Origin of the sequence: Pseudomonas sp. KCJK9000, from assembly GCF_046230725.1 — a bacterium.
Lineage (GTDB): Bacteria > Pseudomonadota > Gammaproteobacteria > Pseudomonadales > Pseudomonadaceae > Aquipseudomonas > Aquipseudomonas promysalinigenes.
Genome location: NZ_JBJJLN010000035.1, coordinates 25,006 through 48,569 on the forward strand (window position 1 = coordinate 25,006; position 23,564 = coordinate 48,569).

Annotated in this window: 20 protein-coding genes and 1 tRNA gene; 11 read left to right on the top strand and 10 right to left on the bottom strand. The window is 61.2% G+C overall.

Annotated features, from left to right (window positions below):
• The first annotated feature begins 192 nt into the window (after window positions 1–192).
• Window positions 193–1,350: an HPP family protein gene (locus tag ACK59H_RS15855; protein WP_060476801.1), complete on the top strand. Its 1,158-nt coding sequence runs from the start codon at window positions 193–195 to the stop codon at window positions 1,348–1,350.
• On the opposite strand, the gene ACK59H_RS15860 is transcribed toward ACK59H_RS15855, so the two are convergent.
• Window positions 1,324–2,190, bottom strand: coding sequence for a LysR family transcriptional regulator (locus tag ACK59H_RS15860; protein ID WP_409264621.1), 867 nt, complete (start codon window positions 2,188–2,190; stop codon window positions 1,324–1,326). The genes ACK59H_RS15855 and ACK59H_RS15860 overlap by 27 nt on opposite strands.
• 177 nt (window positions 2,191–2,367) lie before the next feature.
• Here ACK59H_RS15860 and ACK59H_RS15865 point away from each other — a divergent pair, with 177 nt between their 5' ends.
• Window positions 2,368–4,257, top strand: coding sequence for a propionyl-CoA synthetase (locus tag ACK59H_RS15865; RefSeq protein WP_409264622.1), 1,890 nt, complete (start codon window positions 2,368–2,370; stop codon window positions 4,255–4,257).
• 23 nt (window positions 4,258–4,280) lie between these two features.
• Window positions 4,281–4,517: a hypothetical protein gene (locus ACK59H_RS15870; protein WP_060476804.1), complete on the top strand. Its 237-nt coding sequence runs from the start codon at window positions 4,281–4,283 to the stop codon at window positions 4,515–4,517.
• Window positions 4,518–4,790: 273 nt separating this feature from the next.
• On the opposite strand, the gene zapE is transcribed toward ACK59H_RS15870, so the two are convergent.
• Both zapE and ACK59H_RS15880 read right to left on the bottom strand, forming a co-directional pair.
• Window positions 4,791–5,864 carry a cell division protein ZapE gene (zapE, locus tag ACK59H_RS15875; RefSeq protein WP_060476805.1) on the bottom strand — a complete coding sequence of 358 codons (1,074 nt, stop codon included), beginning with the start codon at window positions 5,862–5,864 and terminating at the stop codon, window positions 4,791–4,793.
• Between the two features lie 165 nt (window positions 5,865–6,029).
• Window positions 6,030–6,272, bottom strand: coding sequence for a DUF465 domain-containing protein (locus ACK59H_RS15880; protein ID WP_060476806.1), 243 nt, complete (start codon window positions 6,270–6,272; stop codon window positions 6,030–6,032).
• Window positions 6,273–6,541: 269 nt separating this feature from the next.
• Between ACK59H_RS15880 and ACK59H_RS15885 the strand changes: the two genes are divergently transcribed.
• Window positions 6,542–6,616: transfer RNA gene (locus tag ACK59H_RS15885), tRNA-Gln, on the top strand.
• A gap of 136 nt (window positions 6,617–6,752) precedes the next feature.
• Here the strand turns inward: ACK59H_RS15885 and ACK59H_RS15890 are convergent.
• The 3 genes from ACK59H_RS15890 to ACK59H_RS15900 are packed head-to-tail and all read right to left on the bottom strand — an operon-like array spanning window position 6,753 to window position 11,879.
• Window positions 6,753–9,140, bottom strand: coding sequence for a hybrid sensor histidine kinase/response regulator (locus ACK59H_RS15890; RefSeq protein ID WP_261745250.1), 2,388 nt, complete (start codon window positions 9,138–9,140; stop codon window positions 6,753–6,755).
• A gap of 13 nt (window positions 9,141–9,153) precedes the next feature.
• A complete protein-coding gene (locus tag ACK59H_RS15895) occupies window positions 9,154–9,615 on the bottom strand; it encodes a response regulator (protein WP_060476807.1) in 462 nt (153 codons plus the stop codon).
• Between the two features lie 14 nt (window positions 9,616–9,629).
• Window positions 9,630–11,879 carry an ATP-binding protein gene (locus ACK59H_RS15900; RefSeq protein ID WP_261745251.1) on the bottom strand — a complete coding sequence of 750 codons (2,250 nt, stop codon included), beginning with the start codon at window positions 11,877–11,879 and terminating at the stop codon, window positions 9,630–9,632.
• A 268-nt stretch (window positions 11,880–12,147) separates the two neighbouring features.
• Between ACK59H_RS15900 and ACK59H_RS15905 the strand changes: the two genes are divergently transcribed.
• From ACK59H_RS15905 to ACK59H_RS15935, 7 genes are all read left to right on the top strand, one after another.
• Complete coding sequence (locus ACK59H_RS15905; RefSeq protein ID WP_060476808.1) at window positions 12,148–12,675, top strand: spore coat U domain-containing protein; 528 nt, start codon at window positions 12,148–12,150, stop codon at window positions 12,673–12,675.
• A gap of 30 nt (window positions 12,676–12,705) precedes the next feature.
• On the top strand, window positions 12,706–13,242 hold the full coding sequence (locus ACK59H_RS15910) for a spore coat U domain-containing protein (RefSeq protein WP_060476809.1): 537 nt from the start codon (window positions 12,706–12,708) through the stop codon (window positions 13,240–13,242).
• A gap of 19 nt (window positions 13,243–13,261) precedes the next feature.
• The gene (locus ACK59H_RS15915) at window positions 13,262–13,795 is read left to right on the top strand and encodes a spore coat protein U domain-containing protein (protein ID WP_060476810.1); all 534 of its coding nucleotides are present in this window, start codon (window positions 13,262–13,264) and stop codon (window positions 13,793–13,795) included.
• Window positions 13,796–13,798: 3 nt separating this feature from the next.
• On the top strand, window positions 13,799–14,302 hold the full coding sequence (locus ACK59H_RS15920; protein WP_060476811.1) for a spore coat U domain-containing protein: 504 nt from the start codon (window positions 13,799–13,801) through the stop codon (window positions 14,300–14,302).
• A 39-nt stretch (window positions 14,303–14,341) separates the two neighbouring features.
• Window positions 14,342–15,118: a molecular chaperone gene (locus ACK59H_RS15925; RefSeq protein ID WP_060476812.1), complete on the top strand. Its 777-nt coding sequence runs from the start codon at window positions 14,342–14,344 to the stop codon at window positions 15,116–15,118.
• Window positions 15,119–15,214: 96 nt separating this feature from the next.
• Window positions 15,215–17,521, top strand: coding sequence for a fimbria/pilus outer membrane usher protein (locus ACK59H_RS15930; RefSeq protein WP_060476841.1), 2,307 nt, complete (start codon window positions 15,215–15,217; stop codon window positions 17,519–17,521).
• Window positions 17,518–18,480: a spore coat U domain-containing protein gene (locus ACK59H_RS15935; protein WP_060476813.1), complete on the top strand. Its 963-nt coding sequence runs from the start codon at window positions 17,518–17,520 to the stop codon at window positions 18,478–18,480. The genes ACK59H_RS15930 and ACK59H_RS15935 overlap by 4 nt, the downstream gene beginning before the upstream one ends.
• A 2-nt stretch (window positions 18,481–18,482) precedes the next feature.
• Here the strand turns inward: ACK59H_RS15935 and ACK59H_RS15940 are convergent, their stop codons facing one another.
• The 4 genes from ACK59H_RS15940 to ACK59H_RS15955 all read right to left on the bottom strand — a co-directional run bounded on the left by ACK59H_RS15940 (window position 18,483) and on the right by ACK59H_RS15955 (window position 23,356).
• Window positions 18,483–19,805, bottom strand: coding sequence for a hypothetical protein (locus ACK59H_RS15940; protein WP_060476814.1), 1,323 nt, complete (start codon window positions 19,803–19,805; stop codon window positions 18,483–18,485).
• Window positions 19,802–21,337 (bottom strand): amino acid adenylation domain-containing protein, encoded by a 1,536-nt coding sequence (locus tag ACK59H_RS15945; protein WP_060476815.1) that lies wholly within the window; start codon window positions 21,335–21,337, stop codon window positions 19,802–19,804. The genes ACK59H_RS15940 and ACK59H_RS15945 overlap by 4 nt, the downstream gene beginning before the upstream one ends.
• Before the next feature lie 219 nt (window positions 21,338–21,556).
• A complete protein-coding gene (locus ACK59H_RS15950; RefSeq protein WP_060476816.1) occupies window positions 21,557–22,705 on the bottom strand; it encodes a M14-type cytosolic carboxypeptidase in 1,149 nt (382 codons plus the stop codon).
• A gap of 135 nt (window positions 22,706–22,840) precedes the next feature.
• Entirely contained in the window at window positions 22,841–23,356 is a 516-nt protein-coding gene (locus ACK59H_RS15955) for a DUF4880 domain-containing protein (RefSeq protein ID WP_060476817.1), read from the bottom strand.
• Window positions 23,357–23,564: the final 208 nt, after the last annotated feature.

The window sequence follows — 23,564 nt, forward strand, 5'->3', positions numbered from 1 at the left end:
AAAATTGCAGTTACCCCGCATTTTTTTGAATTAGCTCAACGGTGTGCCGCGCGGCACAATCACCTGACGAAACCTGCGGTTTCCATCTCTCCAAGGACGGAGCCCTTACGCAGCTGCCTAGGCGCTGCCAGCCCAGTTACCCTCGACTGGGCTTTCTTTCCACTACGACACTCAAAGATGTTGAGCCTTCGAATGCCTGCCATGCGATACGACAGTCTTCTGCAGCGGCTGCTGCCTGCGCCCCTGAACATCTCACCCAAGCAAGCCTTGCGCGCCGGTGTCGGCGCATTGCTCGGCTTGTTCGTCGCTGGCGGGTTGACCAGCCTGGCCTACGGGCCAGGCATTGCCCTGCACCTACTGGGCCCGTTGGCGGCCTCTGCGGTGCTGGTGTTTGCCGTGCATTCCGGGCCGCTGGCCCAACCCTGGCCGGTGCTTGGCAGTTATGCCCTGGCTGGGGCTGTCGGCCTTGCCATGCGTCAGGGCTGGGGCGGGGAGCTGTGGGTGGCCGCCACGGCGCTGGGCATTTCGATGCTCGTGATGTGCTTATTGCGCTGCCTGCACCCGCCGGGTGGTGCGGTGGCGGTAAGCGCGGTGCTGGCCGATCCGGGCTTGACGGCCATGGGTGACCACCTGCTAGAGCCGGTCTTGCTCAATGCACTGATGCTGGTGTGCGTCGCGGTGATCTACAACCGCCTGACCGGGGTGCGCTACCCCAAAGCAGCACTGCCGCGCATCGATCTGCACCATACCCACGACCCGCTGCCGCGCGAGCGCGTTGGCGTCAGCAGCGCTGACCTGGATCAGGCGCTGATGGAGCTAGGGGAGTTCGTCGACGTCACTCGCGATGAGCTACAGCGCATCATCATCGCCACCGAGCACAGCGCCCTGCAGCGCACTCTCGGCGGTATCACTGCCAGTGCCGTAATGTCGCGCGATGTGCAGTTCGCTTCGCCGCAGACCACTCTGGAACAGGCCTGGAAGCTGCTGTGTAGCCACCATCTGAACACTCTTCCGGTACTCGACCAGGGCAAGCTGGTGGGTATCGTCAGCCTCAGCGACCTTATCGGCCCGGCCATGCAGCGCGGCCAGCTCAGTTGGCGCGGCCTGTTCGGCCGCAAAGCGGTGCGCCTGGAGCAGGTGATGAGTCGGCATGTGGTCAGTGTCGGCCCCCAGCACCCGCTGGAGCGCCTGCTACCGCTGTTGTGCGAGCAAGGCCTGCACTGCCTGCCGGTGCTCGATGATGGCCGGTTGGTAGGGGTCGTCACCCAGACCGATCTGGTCGCCGGCCTTGCCCGCCAGTTGCTAAGCGCCGCTGGCAGCGGTTCACACCAGCGGGTCCCAGCGTTGTGACCAGTCGCTGGAGTCAGCCGCTATCAGCCCGCGCAGCACCGCGATGGCCTGTTGCAGCGCTTCGCTGTCGCGCTTGCGCGGGTAGACCAGGTAGGTTGGGTAAGTGAATTCCGGCGCTTGCGGCACACGCTCGAATACGCCTTTATCCAAATAGGCCTGTACGACACGCGTACGGAAATACCCGCTACCCCCGTGGTCGAGAATGAACTGCAAAGCCAGCGGCCCGAGGTTGAAGCTCAGCGCCGGGCGCGCGCAGTCCGGCAATGCGGCATCGTGCTGGCGGCGGAAGCCTTCACCCCAGTCGATGAAGATGTATGGCTCAGGTCGCTGGACCCTGCGCACGCGAATCAGCTTTTCTTCCATCAACTGCTCAACCTGCAGCCCTGGACCGTAGATCGGCTGGTACACCAGGGCTGCGTCCAGCAGGCCCATGTCGACCTTGCGCAGCAAAGCGTCTTCGTCACTGATTTCGCTGCGGATGGCATGGCTTGGCATTTCGCGGAACAGGGCGCCGACCCAGTCGAGCAGCATCGGGTTGCCCAGGCTTACCTGCGCGCCAATATGCAGTACTTGCTGGCGGCCTTCAGGCAGCGGTAGGTCGCGCCGCGCCGCTTCCCAGGTCTGTACCAGCTGGTTGGCGTAGCTGACGAAGGCTTCACCATCGTGGTTCAAGCTAGCGCCATTTCGACTGCGCACGAACAGCTGACAGCCCAGTTGCTGCTCCAGGCGTTGCACGCGGGCAGTGATAGCGGTCTGTGATACGCACAGGCGTTCGGCGGCGGCGACCAGGCTGCCGCAACGCACCACTTCAAGAAACGTACGGGCCTGGTCGATGTCCATGGTCGGCTCTGCGTTGGTGGGGGGGCTATTCTAGAAGCTTTGCACTGATTCAGGGCATTTTGAGACTGTCTGCAAATTTGCAGGTCGGTTGTGACTTTAGTCCCATGGCAGCCTTGGTGGAGCGGGCCATACTCGTTGTTCGCCCCTCAATAACAACAAGTACCGGGTTCCACCACGATGACCTACCAGCACAGCTATGCCCAGTCCATTAACGACCCAGCCGCCTTCTGGGCCGAACAGGCCCAATCATTGGCCTGGTACCGCGCCCCCTCGCTGATTTTGCAAGGCAACCCAGATGGCACCCATCGCTGGTTTGCCGACGGCCGCTTGAACAGCTGCTACCTGGCCCTGGACCGGCAAATTGAACTGGGCCGCGGCGAGCAACTGGCGCTGATCTACGATTCGCCCGTGACGGGCGTACAGCAGACCTATACCTACAACCACCTGCGCGATGAAGTGGCGCGCCTGGCTGGGCTGTTACAGCAGTTGGGCGTGGGCAAGGGCGATGGCGTGATCATCTACATGCCGATGGTGCCCCAAGCGGCCATGGCCATGCTGGCCTGCGCGCGGATCGGCGCGGTACATTCGGTGGTATTCGGTGGCTTTGCCGCCAATGAACTGGCCCTGCGCATCGACGATGCGCGCCCAGCGCTGTTGCTCACTGCCTCCTGCGGGCTGGAGTTTGATCGGGTGGTGGAATACAAACCGCTGGTGGACCGCGCGTTGCAGTTGGCACGCCATCAACCTCGCAAGGTGCTGGTGTTGCAGAGGCCACAGGCCTTGGCGCAACGGCAATCGGAACGTGATCTGGACTGGCAGCAGGCATTGGCCACTGCCGAACCCGTGGCCCCGGTAGCTCTGGATGCCGGCGATCCGCTCTACATCATGTATACCTCAGGCACCACTGGCAAACCCAAGGGTATCGTCCGGGAAAACGGTGGCAACGCAGTGGCGCTCTGCTACGCGATGCGTCATATCTACGGCATGCAAGCGGGTGATGTGTGGTGGGGTATTTCCGATGTCGGCTGGGTGGTCGGGCATTCGTTGATCGTCTATGGGCCGTTGATGAGCGGCTGTACCACGGTGTTCTACGAGGGCAAGCCGATTCGCACGCCGGATGCTTCGGCGTACTGGCGGGTGGTTGAACAGTACAAGGTCAATGCCTTGTTCTGCGCACCGACCGCCATGCGGGCAATCCGCAAAGAAGACCCGGAGGGCGAACTGATCCGCAAGCATGATCTGGGCTCGCTGCGCCAGCTGTTCCTGGCGGGTGAGAAGCTCGACTCCAGCACCCACCAGTGGCTGGAGCAGGTCACCGGCAAGGCGGTGCATGATCATTGGTGGCAGACTGAAACCGGCTGGCCGGTGACTGCACCTTGCGTGGGGCTCGAGGGCAGCGCAGCGCGGCCAGGTTCGAGCAATCGAGCGGTGCCTGGCTACCATGTGCGGGTGCTGGATGACGAAGGGCATACACTTGGCGCTGATCAACACGGGGCCATCGTGATAGCCCTGCCACTGCCGCCTGGTTGCAGCCAAACACTGTGGGGCGACCACGAGCGTTACCTGCAGGCTTATCTGCAGACCTACCCAGGTTATTACCATACCGGTGACGGCGGTTACCTGGACGAGGACGGCTTTGTCTACATCATGGGGCGCACCGATGACGTGATCAACGTGTCTGGCCACCGGCTGTCAACGGGGGAGATGGAGGACTTGGTCGCTCGCCACCCGGCAGTGGCCGAGTGCGCAGTCATCGGGGTGCATGATGAGATCAAGGGCCAAGTGCCGCTTGCGCTGGTGGTACTCAAGGATGGTGAGCGCATCACCCAGGCGCAGCTGTTGGCCGAGTTGGTGGGCAGTGTACGAGAGCAGATTGGCGCGCTGGCGTGCTTCAGTCGAGTACGTCTGGTCAAACGCTTACCCAAGACACGCTCGGGCAAGATCCTGCGGGCGGTGTTGCGCAAGATCGCCGATGGGCAGGCGTATGTGCCTCCTTCGACACTCGATGACCCGGCCGTGTTGCTGGAGATCGAGACCGTGTTGGCAGACCTGCCCAGGGCCGGATGAAGCCTGGGCCTAGTCGTCCTTTGATGCTCGGCTCGCTCGGTGAGCGGGCCGAGTATCCAGGGCTGGCCCTAGAGCGGATAGCGGGCGATGAATGTCGAGCACCTGATCTCGATAACCTGCTGATCTGCATGTTCGATGACCAGCATGCTCTGACTGCGCGGGTAACTCGGTGTCAGCAGCCACTCTCGGTCGCCAAAGTCAGTATCGACCTGGTCATTGTGCTAGAGCCGCAAAATGGCTACAGGCACTTCACCCGTTAAGAAAAAGGCTTGAACGAAAGCCACTAACACCACCATGAGCAAATTCAGCTAAACCGAGTGTTTGATCGAGCGCGCCTCGGTGGAAAACCACGGCATTTGCGTCATTGAAGCTCTGATCAGGTCTACCATTCAAATGACCGCATGACCATCAGCGGTGAGTTTCGTCAACACCATGGTCGGCTTACGCTGCGCGTCTTCTGATGAACGGGAGCAGTAGTGCTGTCTGCTGGTAGAACAGACAGTTGCCAAGTTACCTCAAAGGGTCGGCGACAATCACGCTGGGCCCAGCTGTTTCAACTGCCCTAACCGGCTGCGCGTGCGCATGAGATCGGCTATTGGGCCATCCAGGCTCTGCGCCAGGGGCCGCGTGCCAATGACCGTAAGCTGCCGATCTTGGTCATACAGCACATCCACCAGGTTGACGAAGCGCTGCTGCGCCGCCAGTGAGCATTGCGCCAGGTCATCCAGCCCATCGATGATCCACTCATCGTACTGCGCGGCCATTACCAGATAATCGATGACCGCCGTGGCTTTTTCGCATACATCATCAAAAGCCAGCATCACCCTGCGGCCCTCGACGGCCAGAGCGCGCAAAGGGCGCTTATTCACTTCCAGCAGCAGTGGTTGACCCTCTGGTAAGTTCAACGTTTTACGCTGCATCGCATCGCCCGGCCACACAAAATGCCCTTGGGTGAAACGTTGCTGTTCTCGGTTGGCCGGCAGGCTGCGCAAATCGATGTCGCCACCGACCTCAAGCACTTGCATCGAACTGTTGATCAGGCGGATCACCGGCAGGAACCGCTCGTGGTACAACGGATTGGGTAGCAGACCTTCAGGGGCGTAGTTGGACGTCAACAAGACGAAGATGCCGCGGGCGAACAGCGCGTTGAACAGCCGGGTCAGCAGCATTGCATCGCCGATGTCATGCACGTGGAATTCGTCGAAGCACAGCACCTGGCAGTCGCCCAGCAATTGGTCCAAGGTTGCGCCCAGCGCATCACTCAGTTGGCGGTGCTGGTGCATGCCTTGGTGCAGGCGAGCGAAGAAGTCGTGGAAATGCAGACGACGCTTGTTTGTCACCGGCACTGCCTCGAAAAAACCATCGAGCAGCCAGCTCTTGCCACGGCCCACCGCGCCGTACAGATAAAGGCTGCGCGGCTTGCCGTTTTGCAGCTGCGCAAGCTGCCTGGCCATGCTGTCGATGACCATGCGCTGACCGTCACTGAGCTGGTAGCCACGGCTGCGCGCCTTCTGCTCGAACCAGCTGAGCAGTTCACCGGGGTTGGACGACGCACCGCGCAAACGCTGGCCGAGCTGGCGCAGCGGGGAAGGGATCCAGGCAGACAAAAGCGAAGCTCCTTGGGCAAAGACCGGGCAGCGTGCAGCTTGCCCCAGGGCAGCATTTTTGACCAATAGATAAAATGGCGTGCATTTATCGACAAGTGAGATCAATCGGTGCAGTAAAGACAGGCCAGCGCCGTGGACCGGCGCTGGCGCTACAGCAGAAGTCGCTCAGGCCTTGCGCTCTAGCTGGCGCTCGATCATGTATTTCAAGGCTAGGCGGCGCTCCTTCAAACGGCGTAGATCTTCATCGACGAAATTGCCAGCGGAGATCGCTTCGGCTGCCAGTACCTGGTTATCGATGTCCACATACTCGTCGAGCAGACGGTCCAAGTCTTTGTCGGCCTGGCGCCTTTGCTGGACGATTTCTCGCGGGTAGTGCAGGTCTTGATAGAGATCGTGTGAAACAGGCATGAGGGCCTCCTTGGTCAATGCAGTTCGCTTAATGGATTGGAAGGAGGCAAAACGAATGTGTTGAAGCAGGGCAGTAAAAAAAGCGACGGATGGTAGCCTGAATGTGCATGGGAATCGGAGAAAGCACTAACTTGCTGTTTTAAAGCATTTTTTTTCAACCGGGGGCTTCACAGGCATGCGCTTTGTTGTTAAAGTGCGCGCATTCCACGGCAACAAGCCAGTTGTCATCAAGTTGGAATGGTCAGAGCAGCATCAGCTGCATCCGATACAGGGGCGTCGCCAAGCGGTAAGGCAGCAGGTTTTGATCCTGCCATGCGTTGGTTCGAATCCAGCCGCCCCTGCCATTTTCCTAATCAAGTACCCTATTCAATTCAGTGCAGATGGCTATCGGCGCTGAGTTTCTGCGTTTGCGCTGTTCGGCACCGTTGGCAGCTGGGGTGCAGTCGCCCCCCAGCAAGCCAGCCAGTTTTTATCGCAAAGCTACGGGTTCAGGCGCAGCACGTCGCTGAGTACCCTGGCAAGCTCATCCGCCTGCACCGGCTTCTGCAGCACCAGGCTGCCAGGCAGCTCAAGTCCTTCGAGCTCTGCATACCCAGTCAGAAATACCACCGGCAACTGCGGGTGCCGTTCGCGCGCCGCCAGAGCCAATTGTCCGCCGTTGAATTCGGGCATGGCAAAGTCGGTCAGCAGCAGGTCGATATCGTCGTCCAGCAGGGCCAACGCCTGTTCCCCACTGTGCGCCTGGCGGACCTCGTAGCCATACTGGCGTAACACGTCACCGAGCATGTCGCGCACCAAGTGATCGTCGTCTACCAGCAACACTGTGCGGTCCCGTCCGCTGTCATCGATCGGTTGGCTGATGGCTTGCGGGGCAGGGTCTGCATCGACTTCGTGCTTCACTGCCGGTAGATAAACAGCAACTTGGGTACCATGGCCCGGCTCGGTATCAATGCGCACTCCGCCCCCGGATTGCTTGGCAAAGCCAAATACCTGAGCTAACCCAAGCCCAGAGCCTTTGCCGATATCCTTGGTGGTGAAGAAAGGCTCGAACACCTTGGCCAACACCTCCTCGCTCATGCCACAGCCTGTATCGCGAATGCTCAGCATCACATACTCGCCCGGTTCCGGGTCTTCGGGGCGGTGAGGACGAGCCTTGACCCGCGTGTTGCGAGTCGACAGGGTCAATTGACCACCTTCGGGCATGGCGTCACGTGCGTTGATCGCCAGGTTGAGAATGATCATCTCGGTCTGGGTGGGGTCGGTCAGCGCGTGCCATAGGCTGTGATCAAGGTCCAGGCGTACCAGGATGTTGCCACCCAAGGTGCGGCTTAACAGTTCTTCCAGGCCGGTCAAAGTACGATTGAGGTTCAACGGCACCGGTTCCAGGCGCTGGCGACGGGAAAAGGCGAGCAGTTGCGACGTCAGCTTGGCACCGCGCTCCCCGGCTTCGCGGATATGCGTCAGGCGGCTACGAGCCTTGTCGACATCCGCCTTGGCCAGATCGCGTTCAAGGAAGCTGGCTCCAGTGAGAATGACCGTGAGCAGATTGTTGAAGTCGTGGGCCACACCTGCGGTCAGCTGACCGACAGCCTCAAGCCGTTGCATCTGCTGCAGCGCCGCCTCGATGCGTTCACGCTCGGTGATCTGCTCGCGCAGGCGTGTGTTGGCTTGCGCAAGGCCCAAAGCGCTTTCTCGCTCGCTGGTAATATCGCGAGCCACCACGTAGAGCAAGGTGTCTTCCGGCACCACCACCCAGGACAGCCAACGCAACTGGCCTCCGGCGTGCTGAATGCGACCAACGAACCGCGCACTAGTGCGCCCGTGCGCAAGAGCACCCAGCTCGCTGAGCAATGCTTGCTGGTCTGCGTCTGGCAGCAGGTTCAGCAGCGAGGCCTGGCTCAGGCGCTCGCGAGAAAAGCCCAGGCTGGCTTCCCAGGCTGGGTTGAGCGCTACAGGCGTCAGGTCTTTGTTGAGCACGGCAAGCAGGTCCTGGGACAACTCCCAGGCGCGGTCCCGTTCGCGGGTACGGCGCTCGACGCGCTCGCCCAGCATTTCGTTGAGCTGCTTTAGCGCCTGGGTTGCCTGGCGCTGAGTGTGAATGTCCTGGAGCACCCCAGAAAATCGCGTGCACTGCCCGTCGTAAAACTGGGCCTGGCCGCTGCTGAGCAGCCAGCGCGGCTCCATACCGTTGGGCTCGGCGGTACGGAACTCGACCCGGTATATCCCGTCGCTGTCCGGGCGCATGGCCTGCTCCACGGCTTCGCGCACTTTAGCCAGGTCTTCGTGGTAGATACCGGCATAGAACACATCCAGGTCCATTTCGGTTTCGGGCGGCAAACCGAACAGAGCCTTGCAGCGATTATCCCAGACCAGCAGCCCTTGCTGTGGGCGCAAATCCCAAGTGCCCATGCCAGCGGCATCGATGGCGATGCGCGCGCGCGCTTCGACATCGGCCAAGGCTTCTTCGGCGTAGCGCCGGCGCTGGCGTTCATGCACTTCGGTGAGGGCCCGACGCACGGCCTTGGGCAGCAGCGGCAAGTTTTTCTTCAAGACATAATCGGTAGCGCCCAGGCGGATCATCTCCACCGCATGTTCTTCCCCGTAGATGCCCGAAAGGAAGATGAACGGGGTGTCAGGGGCCAGGCGTTGGGCGATGGCCAACACATCGGTGCCGGAGGAGCCGGGCAGCACGCAGTCGCACAGGATCAGGTCGAAGCTGGCCTGATGCAGGGCTTGCTCGACGCCAATGTGGTCGAACACCAGTTGCGACTGCACCTGCAGCCCGCTGCGTTCCAGGCGCATTAGGGTCAGCTCGGCATCCATCGAGCTGTCTTCGACCATCAACAATTTCAGCGGTTTGGACAACATCTGTAAGCGCGCCTCAGTGGCTGCCACGGCGGTTAAGGCGCAGGGAGCCGGGTGGCGGCTCATTGAGCACCGCCCAGAATATGCCCAGGTCGGAAATCGCCGCGACGAACTCTTTGAACTCCACTGGTTTGACCACGTAGGCGTTGACGCCAAGCTCGTAGGCACGCAGCAGGTCCGGCTCTTCTCTCGAAGAAGTCAGCATTACCGTCGGAATACTGCGAAGTTCAGGCGTGTTGCGTACGGCTTTGAGTACTTCCAGGCCATCGATTTTCGGCAGTTTCAGGTCCAGCAGCAGAACGGCGGGGTTGCCGTCGTCGCGGTCGATGTAGGCGTTGCGGCGTAACAGGTAATCGAGGGCATCGGCACCGTCACGCAGGACGATGACCTCGTTGGCCAACTGGCTGCGCTCCAGGGCCAGGAGCGTCAGCTCCAGGTCCCGGGGGTTGTCTTCGACCAGCAGGATGGGCTTGAGCATGTTAATAAAGTGCCTCAGGTAGTTGCCGGGTGACGGGGCAGTGTGAAGTGGAAGCTAGCGCCCTGGTCGACCTGGCCTTCGGCCCAGACTCGCCCATCATGACGCTCGATGATCCGCCGCACACTGGCCAGGCCGATTCCGGTGCCTTCGAAGTCTTCCATACGGTGCAAACGTTGGAACACCCCGAACAGTTTGTTGGCGTAGGCCATATCGAATCCTACACCATTGTCTCGGATGCTGATCTCGGTTTCGCTAGCGTGCTGGTAGGCACGCATCTCGATGTGTGCAGGCTCACGGCCACGGGTATATTTGATCGCGTTGGCGATCAGGTTATGCAACGCCAGGTTGATGAAGGCCGGGTCGGCGATCACTTTGGGCAGCGGTGCTATGTCCCAGATGATCTCGCGGCCTTCGTAATCAGGCGCAAGCTCCTGGCGAATGGTGTCGACCAGGGCATTGAGGTCAACATCCGCCAGGCGCAGGGCCGAGCGACCCATCTGGGAAAAGTTGAGCAGGTTGTCGACCAGGCTGCCAGCAAAATGCGCAGCCTCTTCGATGTGCTTGAGAAAACGGGTGCCACGTTCACTCAAATGCTGGCCTTCGATTTCGCCAAGCAATTCGGTATAGCCGGCGATATGCCGTAATGGCGCGCGTAGGTCGTGGGACACGCTGTAGGAAAAGGCTTCAAGTTCCTTGTTCGAGCGGCGTAGCTCATTGGCCATTTGCGCCATTTCCTCGGCTTTGCGCAGAACGATGCCCAGAACCGAGGTCCGCAGTTCGAGCACGCCTTCCAGTATCTGTGGGGACCACGGCTGGGAATAACCACTGATCTGCTCCTGCCAGCGCTCAAAACTATGCCGCGGATTCAGTGCGCCTTGTGGGCCAATTTGCTTGTCCGGACGCCCGGCCCATTGAACTGTGCGCACCTGCTCGGGGCGGAACCAGACAAGGTAATGCGAATGGATCTGCGAGATGGCCACCGCCAGTACGCCCCCGGCGTGGGCTGCAAGCTCGGGGAGCTCATCAATGTCGCGGCGCACGTTGTCGGTATGAAAAACGGTTAGGCCGTCGCGTTGGCCCAGCCAGTGCACCAGGGCGTTGACTTGCGCTGCCGGCGGCGTTTGGCCGATCAGGTCGCAACGTTCAGCACTGATAACTGCGGCGCCGTTGGCTCCGGCGAACTCCAGTAGCACCTCGGGTAGTTCACGCAAGCCATCACTGACACTGTCGTGATCGGCCATCGATGAGATCATGCTTACGATGTGCTGACGCAGCTCCAGTAACCGGCTGGTATTGGCGTGAGATTCGCGTGTTTCGATCTGCAGCGATAACACGCTGGCCAACAGTTCGCAGGCGGTGCGAGTGCGAAATTCCACTGGCCGTGGCTGCGCGTGATGGCAGGAAATGAGTCCCCAGAGCTGGCCATCCACCACGATCGAAAGCGACATTGATGCAAGCGTGCCCATGTTGCGCATGTACTGCAGGTGCACGGGCGAAACGCTACGCAGCGCGGCAAAGCTCATGTCCAGGGCCTTGCCAGTGCGCGGGTTGAGGGCTGGTAGCAGTGCTGAAGCTTGGTAATTGGCATCCTCGATCACGCGGATGCGACTTACCCGATACAGCTCCCGGGCCTGGCGGGGGATGTCGGCAGCCGGGAAGTGCAGGCCCAGGTACCGTGGATAACCCTCGTCAGCCTGTTCCGCCAGGACCTGGCCATTGCCCTCGGCGTCGAAACGGTAGGCCTTGACCCGACCAAAGCCGGTTATGCGTTTGACCTGTACGACACACTCATGCAGCAATTGCTCGAGGGTGTCTGCATTGTGCAGGCTGCTGACGAATCCACGGACCAGAGGGTAGTAGTCGCTCTGGTCGGCCAGGCCAGCAGGCTGGCGAAAAGGTTCGAACTCGGCGATCAGTACCTGGTCATGGCGGTGGGCGAGCAGGCGTAGCGCTTCATTGCAAGGAGCCCCATGGCGCAGGGACACATCGCCGATATGAAACGGAAAGGGCTCATCGATGGATAAGCGCTGAAGATGGGAGCGCAGATCGAAACTGTCACTGACGACATCGGCGAAGCGATGACCGACCAACTCCTGCGCCGGAACGCCTAGCCATTGTTCGGCGTTCTCGCTGGCTTGAAGCACGCGCAGGTCTTGCTCGTCCAGCACCAGAAGAAAGCCGTGGGGCTGGATGCTGCCGGGCACCTGGATCGGTTCTTGTGCGCAGCGCTCGACAGCAGCGGCGAGGGCAGTGTCTGCAGTCATCAATGGACGCTCCTGTGATGTTTCTTCCATGCATGACGCATGCGGTATCAGCCAAGTATTGGCCACAGAGCACGGTAACAGAATATGCGGCGCTTTACCGCTTCATGCTTATTGGAGGGACTGAAAGATCAGGGGTTCGGCGGGGCACAAAATTTCTTGGTGGCGGTATAGCGCTTTGGGTTTAGTCGCAAAGAGTGGCGTCTAGCCACCACCGTTTAGCCTCCTGCTGCTACGCTCAACTACACGATAGGGAAACAGGAACAATCCAGTGACGGAACGCTTGATAGCCGCGCTGTTTGGCCTGCTGTTGAGCAGCAGTGCCATGGCGGCGGATTTCCATGTCGAGGTACGGGTACTGGTGCAGCGTGGCTGCATGCTGGTTGCCCAGCAGCGCGATGCGGGCGCTCAGGCCCTGGGGTTGATCGACTTGGGGGTCGCATCGCGCCTGGACGGCAAGAACGCCCCGCTCAGCGGTGCATTGCTTACCCAGCGCCCGCCACGGCTGGAGTGCAACCCCGACACGCTCTATCAGGTACGTGTCGACGGTGGCCAGCATGGTGGTGCTGGTGAGTTGCGCTTTCTCGCCAGCGAAGACGCGCAGGCCAAGCCGATCCCTTACCGGTTGTTTCGCGATGCCGCCTGGCGTGAGCCTGTGAGCGTCGATGAGCCCAATGCAGCACGGGTGCCAGATACGGGTACCGTCGAGTTGCCACTATACGCGCGGATCGACAACCTGGCATGGGTACCCCGCGCCGGGCAGTACACCGACCTACTCAAAGTTACCGTCACTTGGTAGCGAGGCCAACATGTACAGGGATGTCATGTCATGAACCGCACTTCGCTTCTGCTTTTGGGTCTTGGCCCGCTGTTGCTACCTAGCGGTGTGGCGCATGGCACCGCCACTGGGTTCATCCAAGCGCGCTTGGTGATCAGCGCCGCCTGCCAGGTCAACAGCGGCGATCAGCCGCCAGCCACATTGAGCAACCCTGGCCTGATGGATTTTGGTGAACGCGGCCCGAATTGGGATACGCCACTACGCAGCCGGGTTGACGAAGCGGGTGCCGAAGGCAGCCTGCAGATCAGCTGCACGCCCGAGGTGCGGGCATTCAACGTGCGGATCAATGGCGGCCTCAATGGCGACGATGGCGTGCGCCGGCTCAGCAACGGCCGCGAAACCATTCCCTATCAGCTGGCCACAGACCCAGGTGGCAATAGTCGCTACGGCATCGGCGAGGCCCGAGCCTTCACCATCAGCAGTACCGAGCAGATTCCCATACCGATTTTCGGCGTAGTGGTGGCGCAACCCCGCGCACTCCCGGCCGGGCTGTACCGCGACACCTTGAGAGTGACCCTGGACTGGTAGACGACGCAAGGAGACTCCGATGCGAACGACTTTCACCCGCTGCATGCTCGCCTGCTTCGGCCTGGTTGCGGCAGTTCACGCCCAAGCCGCCACCGTGACCGGCACCATCAGTTCCACGCTGACGCTGACCGCGGCGTGCCAGGTCAACGGCAGTACAGGCACCACGGGGTTGAACTTCGGCACCCTGAATTTCGGCACTGCCGATGCCCTGTTTTCGACGGTCAACGGCCAGGTATTGGGTGGCGGCGGCGCAGCCATGAGCATCCTCTGCTCAGCTGGCACAGTGCCGGTGATCAAAGTCCGCGCCGGAGCACATGATGGTCAGTCCACTGGGGGCACCCGTGCGTTGGCCGACGGTGCCGGCAACTACGTGCCTTATGACTTCTATACCGACGCTGGGCGCACCACGCTGTTGGCCATCGACGGCACCATTGCCCTGCCAACCAGTACCGGCGTTGCGCAAACCGTCAACCTGTACGGCCAGGCCCGGGGCAAAGCCGGTTTGCCGGCCGGTACCTATACCGACACTGTTGCTGTCGAGTTGTCGTTCTGAACCATGGGCAGGTGGCTCGGCGGGTGCCTGATCGGCGCTGGCCTGTTGTCGGCCGCGCCGCTGGATGCAGCTACTACCAGTAGTTTTCAGGTGAGTGCGCAAATCGTGGCTGGCTGCTTGGTGGTGGGCGCAGTGACCAGCTACGGGGTGCTCGACTATGGCACGCAATCGGCGTTGTCCACCGGCATCCTCAGTACCTCGATGGGCGGGACCACAGTAACGTTCCAATGCACGCCGGGGGTGGCTATGAGCATGAGCCTCGATGGCGGCCTCAACAGTGCCAGCGGCACGCGCAACCTCAAGCGCAGCGGCGGCACACAGGTGCTTGCCTATCAGTTGTATCGGGACGCGGCCTACAGCCAGGCTTTGGGTATCGGCCAGAGCGTGACGGTGAATTACGCCGACGCGGCTGCCATCAAGTTGCCGGTGTATGGCCGCACCCAGTTGCCGGGCAATTTACCGGCTGGGACCTACACCGATGTCGTGCAAGTCACGGTCACCTGGTGAAGCCGCAGGGGCCTGGAACAACAAGCCAAGGAGAGCTGTATGGGGGTGTGGGCAAAGTGGGCGCAAGGTGTGTTGGGCCTGACACTCTTGGCGAGCCTGCCGGTCAGGGCCGCTACATCGGTGTTGATCTGGCCGATCGACCCGGTACTGGAAGCTGACCAGAAAGCCGGGGCATTGTGGCTGGAAAACCGTGGTTCGGCGCCTGCCAGCTTGCAGGTGCGGGTGTTCGCCTGGCGCCAGGGTGAGTATCAGGACCAGTATCAGGCCCAGCGCGAGATTATCGGCAGCCCACCAGTAGCCACCATTGCGCCAGGGCAGAAGCAACTGATTCGCCTAACCCGCACGGGTACGTCCCCGGTGGGCCAAGAGCAGTCCTATCGCATCATCATTGACGAAATCCCCACGCCCTTGCCGGCTGACACTACCGGCCAAGGTACTACGGCAGCCATTCGCCTGCAGATGCGGTACTCAGTGCCGCTGTTCGTATATGGCGAAGGGCTATGGGGCAAGGCCGACCCAGACGGCAAGCGCAACGCTGACGGCGTCGGCAAGCCACAGCTGAGCTGGCGCCCGGTCACGGTTCAAGGCAAGCCTTACGTTGAACTGCGCAACACCGGTCCCGTGCATGCGCGTTTGACCGATGTGGTATTGCAGCAAGGTGGCAAAGCCCAGCCCATAGCCGAAGGCCTGCTCGGCTATGTGTTGCCAGGCGCCAGCATGCGTTGGCCTGCGCCGTTTGCGGCGACGCCTGGCGGCGCGATCAAGGGGAGGGTGAACGGCCAGGCAGCGGCCGAAGCGATTCGGCAAGGGCAATGAGTCGACTGCTGTATGAAAGGCAAGGGCCATGGAGGACCTGGCAATGGGCGGAGTCCATGTGTGAGCAGCCTGTTGCGGGCTTCGCGCCGTTGGTGCATGGGGTTGGCCTTGTTCGGCCCCGGTCTGGCGGCGGCCGACGACCTGCCGCCCCCGCCCAGCGAAACGGCGGTGGTCAGCGATGCGACGCTGTACCTGGACCTGTTGGTGAACCAGATGCCCAGGGCTGAGCTGGTTGCGGTGGAGCAACGTGCCGGGCGCCTTTACCTGCAAAGCGAAGTGCTGCGCAGCGCAGGCGTCGCGCTGCCGGGTGATCCCCAGGGCGAGGTGGCGCTTGACGCTGTGCCGGGGCTGCATGCCGATTACGATAGCCAGACCCAACGGCTGCTTTTACAGGTGCCGCCCGGCTGGCTTCCTGACCAGCAAGTGGGCGAGCGCGGGCTGTATCCAGCCAGCGAAGCGCGCAGCAGCTTTGGGGCTTTGTTCAACTATGACCTGTACCTGAACGACACCGACGACGGTGGCACCGACCTGGCGGCGTGGAATGAGCTTCGCCTTTTCGATAGCTGGGGCACTTTGTCGACTACCGGCCGATGGCGCCAGTCGTTCGATGGCGCGCAGCGGGCCAATGGCCGCCAAGGCTACCTGCGTTACGACACCACCTGGCGCTTCACCGACGAGCAGCGCCTGCTCACCCTGGACGCGGGCGACTTGGTCACCGGGGCATTGCCTTGGAGCAGCTCGGTGCGGGTCGGTGGCCTGCAGGTGTCTCGAGACTTTGGCGCGCGTCCCGACCTGATTACCTACCCATTACCGGCATTTGCCGGTGAAGCGGCAGTGCCGACTTCGCTGGATCTGTTCATCAACGGCTACAAGTCCAGCACCACCGAATTGCAGCCTGGCCCTTATACACTGACCAACGTGCCATTCATCAACGGCGCGGGCGAGGCGGTGGTGGTGACCACCGATGCCCTGGGTCGGCAGGTGTCCACCACCTTGCCTTTTTACGTCACCAGCAGCCTCCTGCAAAAGGGGCTTTCTGATTTTTCGCTGGCTGCCGGTAGCTTGCGGCGTGACTATGGCGTGAAGGATTTCGGCTATGGCGGCGGGGTGGCTTCGGCCAGCCTGCGCCATGGCCTGAGCGACACGTTCACCTTGGAAACCCATGCAGAGGCCGCCGATTCGCTGGTGCTTGGGGGCGTGGGCGGCAACATGCGCCTGGGCACGTTCGGCGTGCTCAACGCAGCTTTGGCGCAAAGCCAGTTCGAAGGCGAGAAAGGCCATCAGGTCGCCGTTGGATACCAATACAACAGCCAGCGCTTGGGCTTCAACTACCAGCGTTTGCAACGCCATGGCGACTATGCCGACCTGACCCGGGTAGACACGCCCTATATGCTGCTGAGCCAGAGCAGCGAGCAAGCAACCCTGAGTGTGAACCTGGATCGCTTTGGCAGCGTCGGTGCCGGGTATTTCGACGTGCGTGCCGGTGACGGCACTCGCACCCGGCTCATCAACCTGAGTTGGAGCAAGCCACTGTGGGGCAACAGCAGCCTTTACCTGTCGGCCAACCGCGAAGTAACTGACAGCCAGTGGGCGGTGCAGGCGCAACTGGTGATCCCGTTCGACTTTGGCAGCACGCTGGCGGTGAGCATGGAGCGCAGCAAGCAAGGGCAGAGCACGCAAAGGGTCAACTATAGCCGTGCAGTACCCGTTGGTGGGGGCGTTGGCTACAACCTTGGCTATGCAGGCGGTGATCGCGATGCCTACCGCCAGGCCGATGTTACTTGGCGCCTGCAGTCGGTGCAGCTGCAGGCCGGGGTGTATGGCAGCAGCGGGGAGATGACCCGCTGGGCCGATGCCAGCGGCTCGCTGGTGTGGATGGACGCTGGGGTTTTCGCAGCCAACCAAATCGATGACGCCTTCGTGGTGGTCAGCACCAACGGTTACGCCGATGTGCCAGTGAGGTACGAAAATCAGGATATAGGCCGCACCGATCGCAACGGCCATCTGCTGGTGCCCTACAGCAGTGGCTACTACCGCGGCAAATATGAAATCGACCCGATGGGCTTGCCTCCCGATGTACTTGCCCCAGAGGTCGAGCAGCGGGTAGCGGTGCGCCGTGGCAGCGGCTACCTGCTGGAGTTCCCGCTCAGGCAAGTGCTTGCAGCGAGCATCGAACTGGTCGACGGCAACCAGCAACCGCTCAAACTGGGCAGCAAGGTCAGCCATCAGGAAAGTGGCAGTCAGGCGGTAGTCGGTTGGGATGGCCTGGTGTACCTGGAAAACTTGTCGCCACATAACCGCCTGCAGGTGACAGTGCAGGGCGGCGGGCCGTGCCAGGTGGAATTCGATCTACCGGAATCGGCCGGGTCGATACCGCTGATTGGTCCGCTGGTGTGCAGATGAAGCGCCTGTTGTGCAGTTTGCTCGTGCTGCTTCCCATGGGCTCGGCGTGGGCGCTGTGCGCCTCGGTGGCCGCCACGCCTGCGGCGTTCGGCTCCGTCAACTCGACCCTGGTACGCACTACGGTACAGAATGCCTCGAGTACAAACTCCGGGTTGCAGTGCACCGGCTCCTTGCTCACCTTGCTCAGTTCCGGGGACCACTTCTATGCCACCATCACCTCGGCCACCAATGGGCTGGTCGGCCCGACCGGCGATGTCATTCCCTACACGCTGTACGCTGACAACAGCACCAGCTACCCGATCACCCGCGGGGTGGCGTTCGACTTCGCCCGTAACGGCATCCTCGACGCGCTGGGGTTGTTGAGCGGGACCACCCCCAAGGCGGTGCCGCTGTACCTGAAGACACAGATCGGCAGTAACGTAGCGGCCGGGCTCTATCAGGAAACCCTGACCGTCGCTTGGAGCTGGAACTACTGCTCCGGCATCGGTGCCTTGGGGGTTTGCCTGGGCCGCGATATCGGCAATGGTACCCAAACGATGACCGTCAGCCTGACCGTTACCAATGACTGCCAGATCACTACCCCTGCCATCAACTTCGCCAGTGCCCCAGTGGTCGCCGGGTTCGCAAACGTAAGCCAGAGCCTGAGCCTGTCCTGCACCAAGGGCAGTGCTTACACGGTCGGTTTGAACGATGGTGAAAATGCTTCGGGCGGGCGACGGCGAATGAAGTCCGCGGCGGGCAACTTCCTGGCCTACGACATCTTCAAAAGTGCCGGGGCGGTGCGCTGGGGCTCGCTGGGCACCGCCCGGCGTTCAAGCAGCGATGCCGATGTCAACCCTGGAAACGGTACCGGCACGGGCAGCCAGGTTTTCAACTACAACGCCAGGGTCTACACCGACCAGGCCACACCGCCTGCGGGCAGCTACCTGGACAACGTGATCCTGGACGTTGCGTTCTAGGCTCATGAGTCCCATATGGCGCCGTAGGCAGGTATACCCTTGAGCTCCAACTGCTGTACCAGATTGCGAGTTATGGCCTGGTTGGCAATGCATATCACGGCTTGCGCAGGGTGGTTGCGCAAGGTTGCGAGGGTCAGGGCCAGTAAGTCGGGTTTGCCGTGCTGGTCGCTGTCCCAGATCTGCGCATGGGGTTGTGCCCAGAGCACTTCATCGACCAGCTCCTGTCCATACGTTGCCACAGGGTTGCGCGTGACCCACAGCAGGCGACAGGGTACTTGGCCTGCGAGCAAATGTGGCAAGACCGGCCCAATACCGCTACCCGTTGCCACATATAGCACCGAGCTGAACAGCCTTTCGACTCGCGCGACTCCAGCTGTGGGCACCCCTTTTACCCACACGTGCGAGGGAGGGCTGTCGATCAACCGCCCTGTCCAGTCGCCCGCGCGTGAAATGACCAGGCGAAAGCCACTGCGTCCGGGCGTGGGTATATTGGCGAAGGCATGCCACTGCCCGAGTGGGTGATGGCTGATGCTGGTAGAGGATCCGGCAAACGGCGTTACACCATGATCGAAATGAGCCACGAGCGCGTGGCTACTCGGTTTGTCGAACCTCACCGGTACTTTGCGCAATTGCAACCAGGGGGCGATGATGCAAGCAGTCAGCAGGCAGAGTAACCAAGCTGTCGGTGTTTGCAGCCACAGGCTCCAATGCGCGTCGGGCACCCCTTGTCGGTAACTGACCAGGCTTTGAACCCACAGCAGAAGCAACGCGCTCCAACCACCAAGCCGGTGAACCTGTTCGAAGCGATCATGCCAGCGGCTGCGAATTTGCGGCAGGGCCATGACGCATAATGACGCGGTCAGCACCACCAGGGCAGCGGTGCTGCTCAGCAGTACCAGAGACACTGGCTCGCCATACCAGGCTTGGCTGCTCAGCCCCCAGGCATAAAGGGTGAACCAGGCTGTGGCTGCCACTGCCGCAGCGCTATGCAAACCGCCAAAATGGTAGACCTTTGCCAGGTTGCGGCGCAGCCACAACGGCCAATGCAAGGGTGCACGCAGCACCAACCCAAAAAGCAGGTTGATGACCCGCTGTTGACGAATCACGATCGCCAGCGCCAGATTCGCCAAGCTCAGATCCAGCAGATGCTGCAACGTTGCCGAGGGCACCGGCCAAGCCCAGTGCAGCGCGCAAAACACGGCGAAGTTGCAGGCCAGCACCAGTGCGAACAAGCGTTGGTAGTGAGCAAGATCGGGGTGACTAACCAGTTGGCGCCAGCGGCTCGGTGCTCTGGAGAATGAATCGTTCGATACGGGCGCATTCATGGTGTCACCTGCGCCGCAGCCAGCAGCTCACGCAGTACGGCGCGGTCGATCTTGCCGCGACCCGTGAGCGGAAGCTCTTCGAGCAAGGTCAGGCGCGTGGGCACGGCGTAGTAGGGCAGGCGCTCGCGGCAACGCAGCAATGCTTGCTCAATGTCCAAACACATGGGGCTAGCGAACGCCACCAGTTGACGGTCATCGAGTTTCAAGGCTGCTGCGCGATTGCAGCCAGGTAGGCTCTCGAGCGCCGCAGCAACGGCATCTAGCTCAACGCGAAACCCGCGCACTTTGACTTGGTCATCGCAGCGGCCCAAGTGTTCGAGTTCACCCGTGGCAGTCCAGCGTCCCAGGTCGCGGGTGCGGAACATGGTGCCGCCCAAAAAAGGGTCAGGACGATAGCGTTGTTCCGTCAGCAGGGCATTGTTGACGTATCCCTGGCTGACGCCAGCTCCGCCTGCCCACATCTCGCCGACGTCGCCGATCGCACAAGGAACCCCGTGCTCGTCCAGAATGTAGACCGAGTTGTTCGGCGTTGGCTTGCCAATAGTCAACATGCTTGCAGCGCGGTAGCGGACCATGGTGTTGACGATCGTGGTTTCGGTGGGGCCACAGCTGTTGTGGAAGCTGCAGTAGGCCGCCCAGCGCTCCGCCAGTGAAGGCGGGCAAGGCTCGCCCGCTACGGCGACGGTCTTGATATGGGGGCAAAGGGCCGGATCCAGACGCGCCAGGATGGAGGGGGTGGCGATCAGGATGCTGCAGTGCTGCGCCGTCGCAGCAATGTCCGCTTCGCGAATCAGCAACGTGCCACCGTGACAGAGGCAGCCGAGGATTTCCCAAGCCGCCATATCAAAGCCGATATGCAGGATCTGGCCGACGCGGTCGCCGGGTGCTATGCCGAGGTTTCCTGGGGCGCTGAATAGCAAGTTGCAGACATTCGCGTGGCTGACTTTGACACCATTTGGGATGCCTGTGGTGCCGGAGGTGAATAGGATGAAGCAGGTTGCCTGGCCCGACACCATTGGCGCGCGTATCGCTGGCGCTGAGGTCTGGTACGCCGTCTCGATGACTTGACACTCAACCCCCTCGGGGATCAGCGCGAGGTGGCAAGCCTGGGTCAGAACAAGGCGAACCTGGGCTGCCTCGATCACCTGTGCGACAAGCCGCGGCGGCGTGGTGCCTATGTCCACTGGCACGTAGGCCGCGCCGCATTTGAGGATGCCGAGCAGCCCCACCAGCATGTCGATCGACCGCCTCAGGAACAGGCCTACCGCATCCCCCTGCTGGACCCCAAGGCCAATCAGGTGGCTGGCCAACGCATTCGCTTTGGCGTCGAGCTCCCCGTAGGTGATCATTTGCCCGCCGTGCCGGGCGGCACAAATGTGGGGCTGTGACCTGGCCATGTCGGCGAAGCCGTGATGAACGTTCTGGTAAGGGATTTCGGCTACAACGCCGCTGCCATATTGCTCGAACAGTTGTCGATCCTGCTCGCTGAGGGATTGAAGTGCGGGCTGATGAAATTTCAACTTAAGCGGCATGCAAACATTCCTATTCGAAAAGAAGGTTTGCTTACCGATAGGGGAAAACCTGCTTCTGAAACAGGGGCGAATTTGCTCGCGGCTTAAAAAAAGAAATCAGCTACAACCTTTGAGGGCGTGAGTTGCAAGTACCCATGCAGCGGATCCTACAATTGTGGTGAGCATTCTCGATTACGCCACGCCCAGTGTCCTCGCAACCTGAGCGTGACTCTGAGCGTATCAGCGTAGTCCGTCCACCATGCTCGCCAATGTCTCAAGCACCGCACCCGCCAATCGCTTGGATCTTGCACCCGACCAACCGGCCACCGGGTCCGGTGCGTCATCGTGATCCTTGAAAGGCATCTCCAGGGTCAGTGACAGACAGTCATGGGCCATGCCTACGGCATTGCACGCCAGCGAGGTATTCGCCTGGCCGGGCTCGTCACGGCTGTAGCCATGTGCGGTCTGGAAGTCCTGGGTCACGCTGCACAATGTCGTGCGGAACTGATCTTCGAGCTTGGCCAGTCGCGGTGAGTAGCCCGGGTTGCCTTCGCATGCCGCCACGAACACATGGGGGATTTCCTCGTCGCCATGCACATCGATGAACGCATCCACTCCGTACTGCTTCATTTGCGCCTGGGCGAAGAATACCTCTGGGCTGAGCTCGACACTGGCATCCTGCCAAGCCCGGTTCAGGTCCTTGCCCTTGAAGTTCGTGCGCAGGTGGCCGAGGAAAGCGCCATCGGGGTTCATGTTCGGGATCAGGTACAAGTCGGCCTTTTCCAGTAGCTTCTGAACCGTCGAGTCATTGGCCTGCAACTGGTCGATAACGCCTTCCATGAACCACTCGGCCATATGTTCGCCCGGATGTTGTTGAGCGATCAGCCAGAGCTTGCGTTTGCCAGGTGCGCCATCGCCGGCGCGCAACAGGGGAATATCCCTGCCTTGCACGCTGCGCCCATGGGCAAGCAGCTCCACGCCTGCAATCTGCTGGGCACGTTCGATCAACTGGTTGTGGCGGGCGCGGGGGTAGGGCTCGAAATACGCGAACCAGATCTGCTCCTGCTCAGCCTTGATCTCGAACGCCAGCGCCTTGCCATCGAACTGGCTTGGCACCCGGAACCAGCGCTGCTGGTCGTAGGAGGCCACAGCGTTGTAGCCGCTCCAGGCGTTCTGGTAGGACGACTGGCCGGCGTTGTCCAGGCTGAAGCGATGGGCCTGCCCCGGCGTCAGGCCGCTGACCTTGAAGTGGAACCATTGGAAATGCCCGCTGTTGGTGTCAGGGCGGATGGCCAGGTGTACTTGGGCCGGATTGCTGGCATCAATTACCTGGATGTTGCCGGAATCGAAATCGCAGTCGATTTGCAGGGGGGACAGCGTCACGGTCATGTGCGGCTCCTCAAGACTTGTTGTGAGGGTACTGTACACCGCCTGAAGGTCAGAGGTGTGTGCTGCGGGGTTGACTGTGATCACTATTGGCTGTGGAACGCGAGGGATAGAGCTTGTGCGGGGCGACACACTGGCTCAGGCCCAAAACCCTAACAACATCAGCGCCGCCACACCGATGCCCATCGCCAACGAACACCCACCTAAAGAAATCGCCGTCCGCCCTTGGCGATACCAGCCATCGAGCCCCAACGCTCGCGCCGGTGCCAGCAGGCTGCGCCAGCGCAATTCGGTTTCATGGAAGGCTTGCAGGTGCTCGGGTGCCGCATCCAGCCAGCGGCGAAAATCGATGCGCTCGCAGGCTGTCACATCAGGGCTCTGCAGCCGCACGTACCATTGCCCGGCTACCCGGGCGTTGGCATCTGCGCCTGGCTGCACGGCCTGCAGGGCTAGGTGCATGTTGCGTTCGATACTGAGCACAGGCAGGTCAAGGCGCTTGGCGATCGTGGCGTAATCCAACTGATCAAGTCGGTTGAGCAGAAACACTTGCTGCACGCGCCTGGGCAGACGTTTGAGGGCGTAAAGCCGCTGATATTCGCCAGCCTGATCACGGGCACAGGCCTGGGGCTCGATCGGTGATGGCAAACGATTCATGGGCAGCTCCGTGCAGGCGGGCGGGGGCATCCTCCGTGATGCGGAAATAGCGTAGGCTAGATGATATTGATTCTCAAGTGCTGATTTCGCAAAGATTTGTAATGGACGTTCACGCCCTGAAACACTTTTGCTATCATCCCCGGCATCAAAGATCTTCATTAGCCTGAAGAGCCAAAAAAAAGACCCGGCAAAAAGCCGGGTCAAAAAC

What these genes read in the sequence shown, in the direction of transcription:
- ACK59H_RS15855 (WP_060476801.1), top strand. Translation starts at nt 193, where the DNA reads ATGCCTGCCATGCGATACGACAGTCTTCTGCAGCGGCTGCTGCCTGCG.
- ACK59H_RS15860 (WP_409264621.1), bottom strand. Translation starts at nt 2,190, where the DNA reads ATGGACATCGACCAGGCCCGTACGTTTCTTGAAGTGGTGCGTTGCGGC.
- ACK59H_RS15865 (WP_409264622.1), top strand. Translation starts at nt 2,368, where the DNA reads ATGACCTACCAGCACAGCTATGCCCAGTCCATTAACGACCCAGCCGCC.
- ACK59H_RS15870 (WP_060476804.1), top strand. Translation starts at nt 4,281, where the DNA reads ATGCTCGGCTCGCTCGGTGAGCGGGCCGAGTATCCAGGGCTGGCCCTA.
- ACK59H_RS15880 (WP_060476806.1), bottom strand. Translation starts at nt 6,272, where the DNA reads ATGCCTGTTTCACACGATCTCTATCAAGACCTGCACTACCCGCGAGAA.
- ACK59H_RS15890 (WP_261745250.1), bottom strand. Translation starts at nt 9,140, where the DNA reads ATGTTGTCCAAACCGCTGAAATTGTTGATGGTCGAAGACAGCTCGATG.
- ACK59H_RS15895 (WP_060476807.1), bottom strand. Translation starts at nt 9,615, where the DNA reads ATGCTCAAGCCCATCCTGCTGGTCGAAGACAACCCCCGGGACCTGGAG.
- ACK59H_RS15900 (WP_261745251.1), bottom strand. Translation starts at nt 11,879, where the DNA reads ATGACTGCAGACACTGCCCTCGCCGCTGCTGTCGAGCGCTGCGCACAA.
- ACK59H_RS15910 (WP_060476809.1), top strand. Translation starts at nt 12,706, where the DNA reads ATGAACCGCACTTCGCTTCTGCTTTTGGGTCTTGGCCCGCTGTTGCTA.
- ACK59H_RS15915 (WP_060476810.1), top strand. Translation starts at nt 13,262, where the DNA reads ATGCGAACGACTTTCACCCGCTGCATGCTCGCCTGCTTCGGCCTGGTT.
- ACK59H_RS15920 (WP_060476811.1), top strand. Translation starts at nt 13,799, where the DNA reads ATGGGCAGGTGGCTCGGCGGGTGCCTGATCGGCGCTGGCCTGTTGTCG.
- ACK59H_RS15925 (WP_060476812.1), top strand. Translation starts at nt 14,342, where the DNA reads ATGGGGGTGTGGGCAAAGTGGGCGCAAGGTGTGTTGGGCCTGACACTC.
- ACK59H_RS15930 (WP_060476841.1), top strand. Translation starts at nt 15,215, where the DNA reads ATGGGGTTGGCCTTGTTCGGCCCCGGTCTGGCGGCGGCCGACGACCTG.
- ACK59H_RS15935 (WP_060476813.1), top strand. Translation starts at nt 17,518, where the DNA reads ATGAAGCGCCTGTTGTGCAGTTTGCTCGTGCTGCTTCCCATGGGCTCG.
- ACK59H_RS15940 (WP_060476814.1), bottom strand. Translation starts at nt 19,805, where the DNA reads ATGAATGCGCCCGTATCGAACGATTCATTCTCCAGAGCACCGAGCCGC.
- ACK59H_RS15945 (WP_060476815.1), bottom strand. Translation starts at nt 21,337, where the DNA reads ATGCCGCTTAAGTTGAAATTTCATCAGCCCGCACTTCAATCCCTCAGC.
- ACK59H_RS15950 (WP_060476816.1), bottom strand. Translation starts at nt 22,705, where the DNA reads ATGACCGTGACGCTGTCCCCCCTGCAAATCGACTGCGATTTCGATTCC.
- ACK59H_RS15955 (WP_060476817.1), bottom strand. Translation starts at nt 23,356, where the DNA reads ATGAATCGTTTGCCATCACCGATCGAGCCCCAGGCCTGTGCCCGTGAT.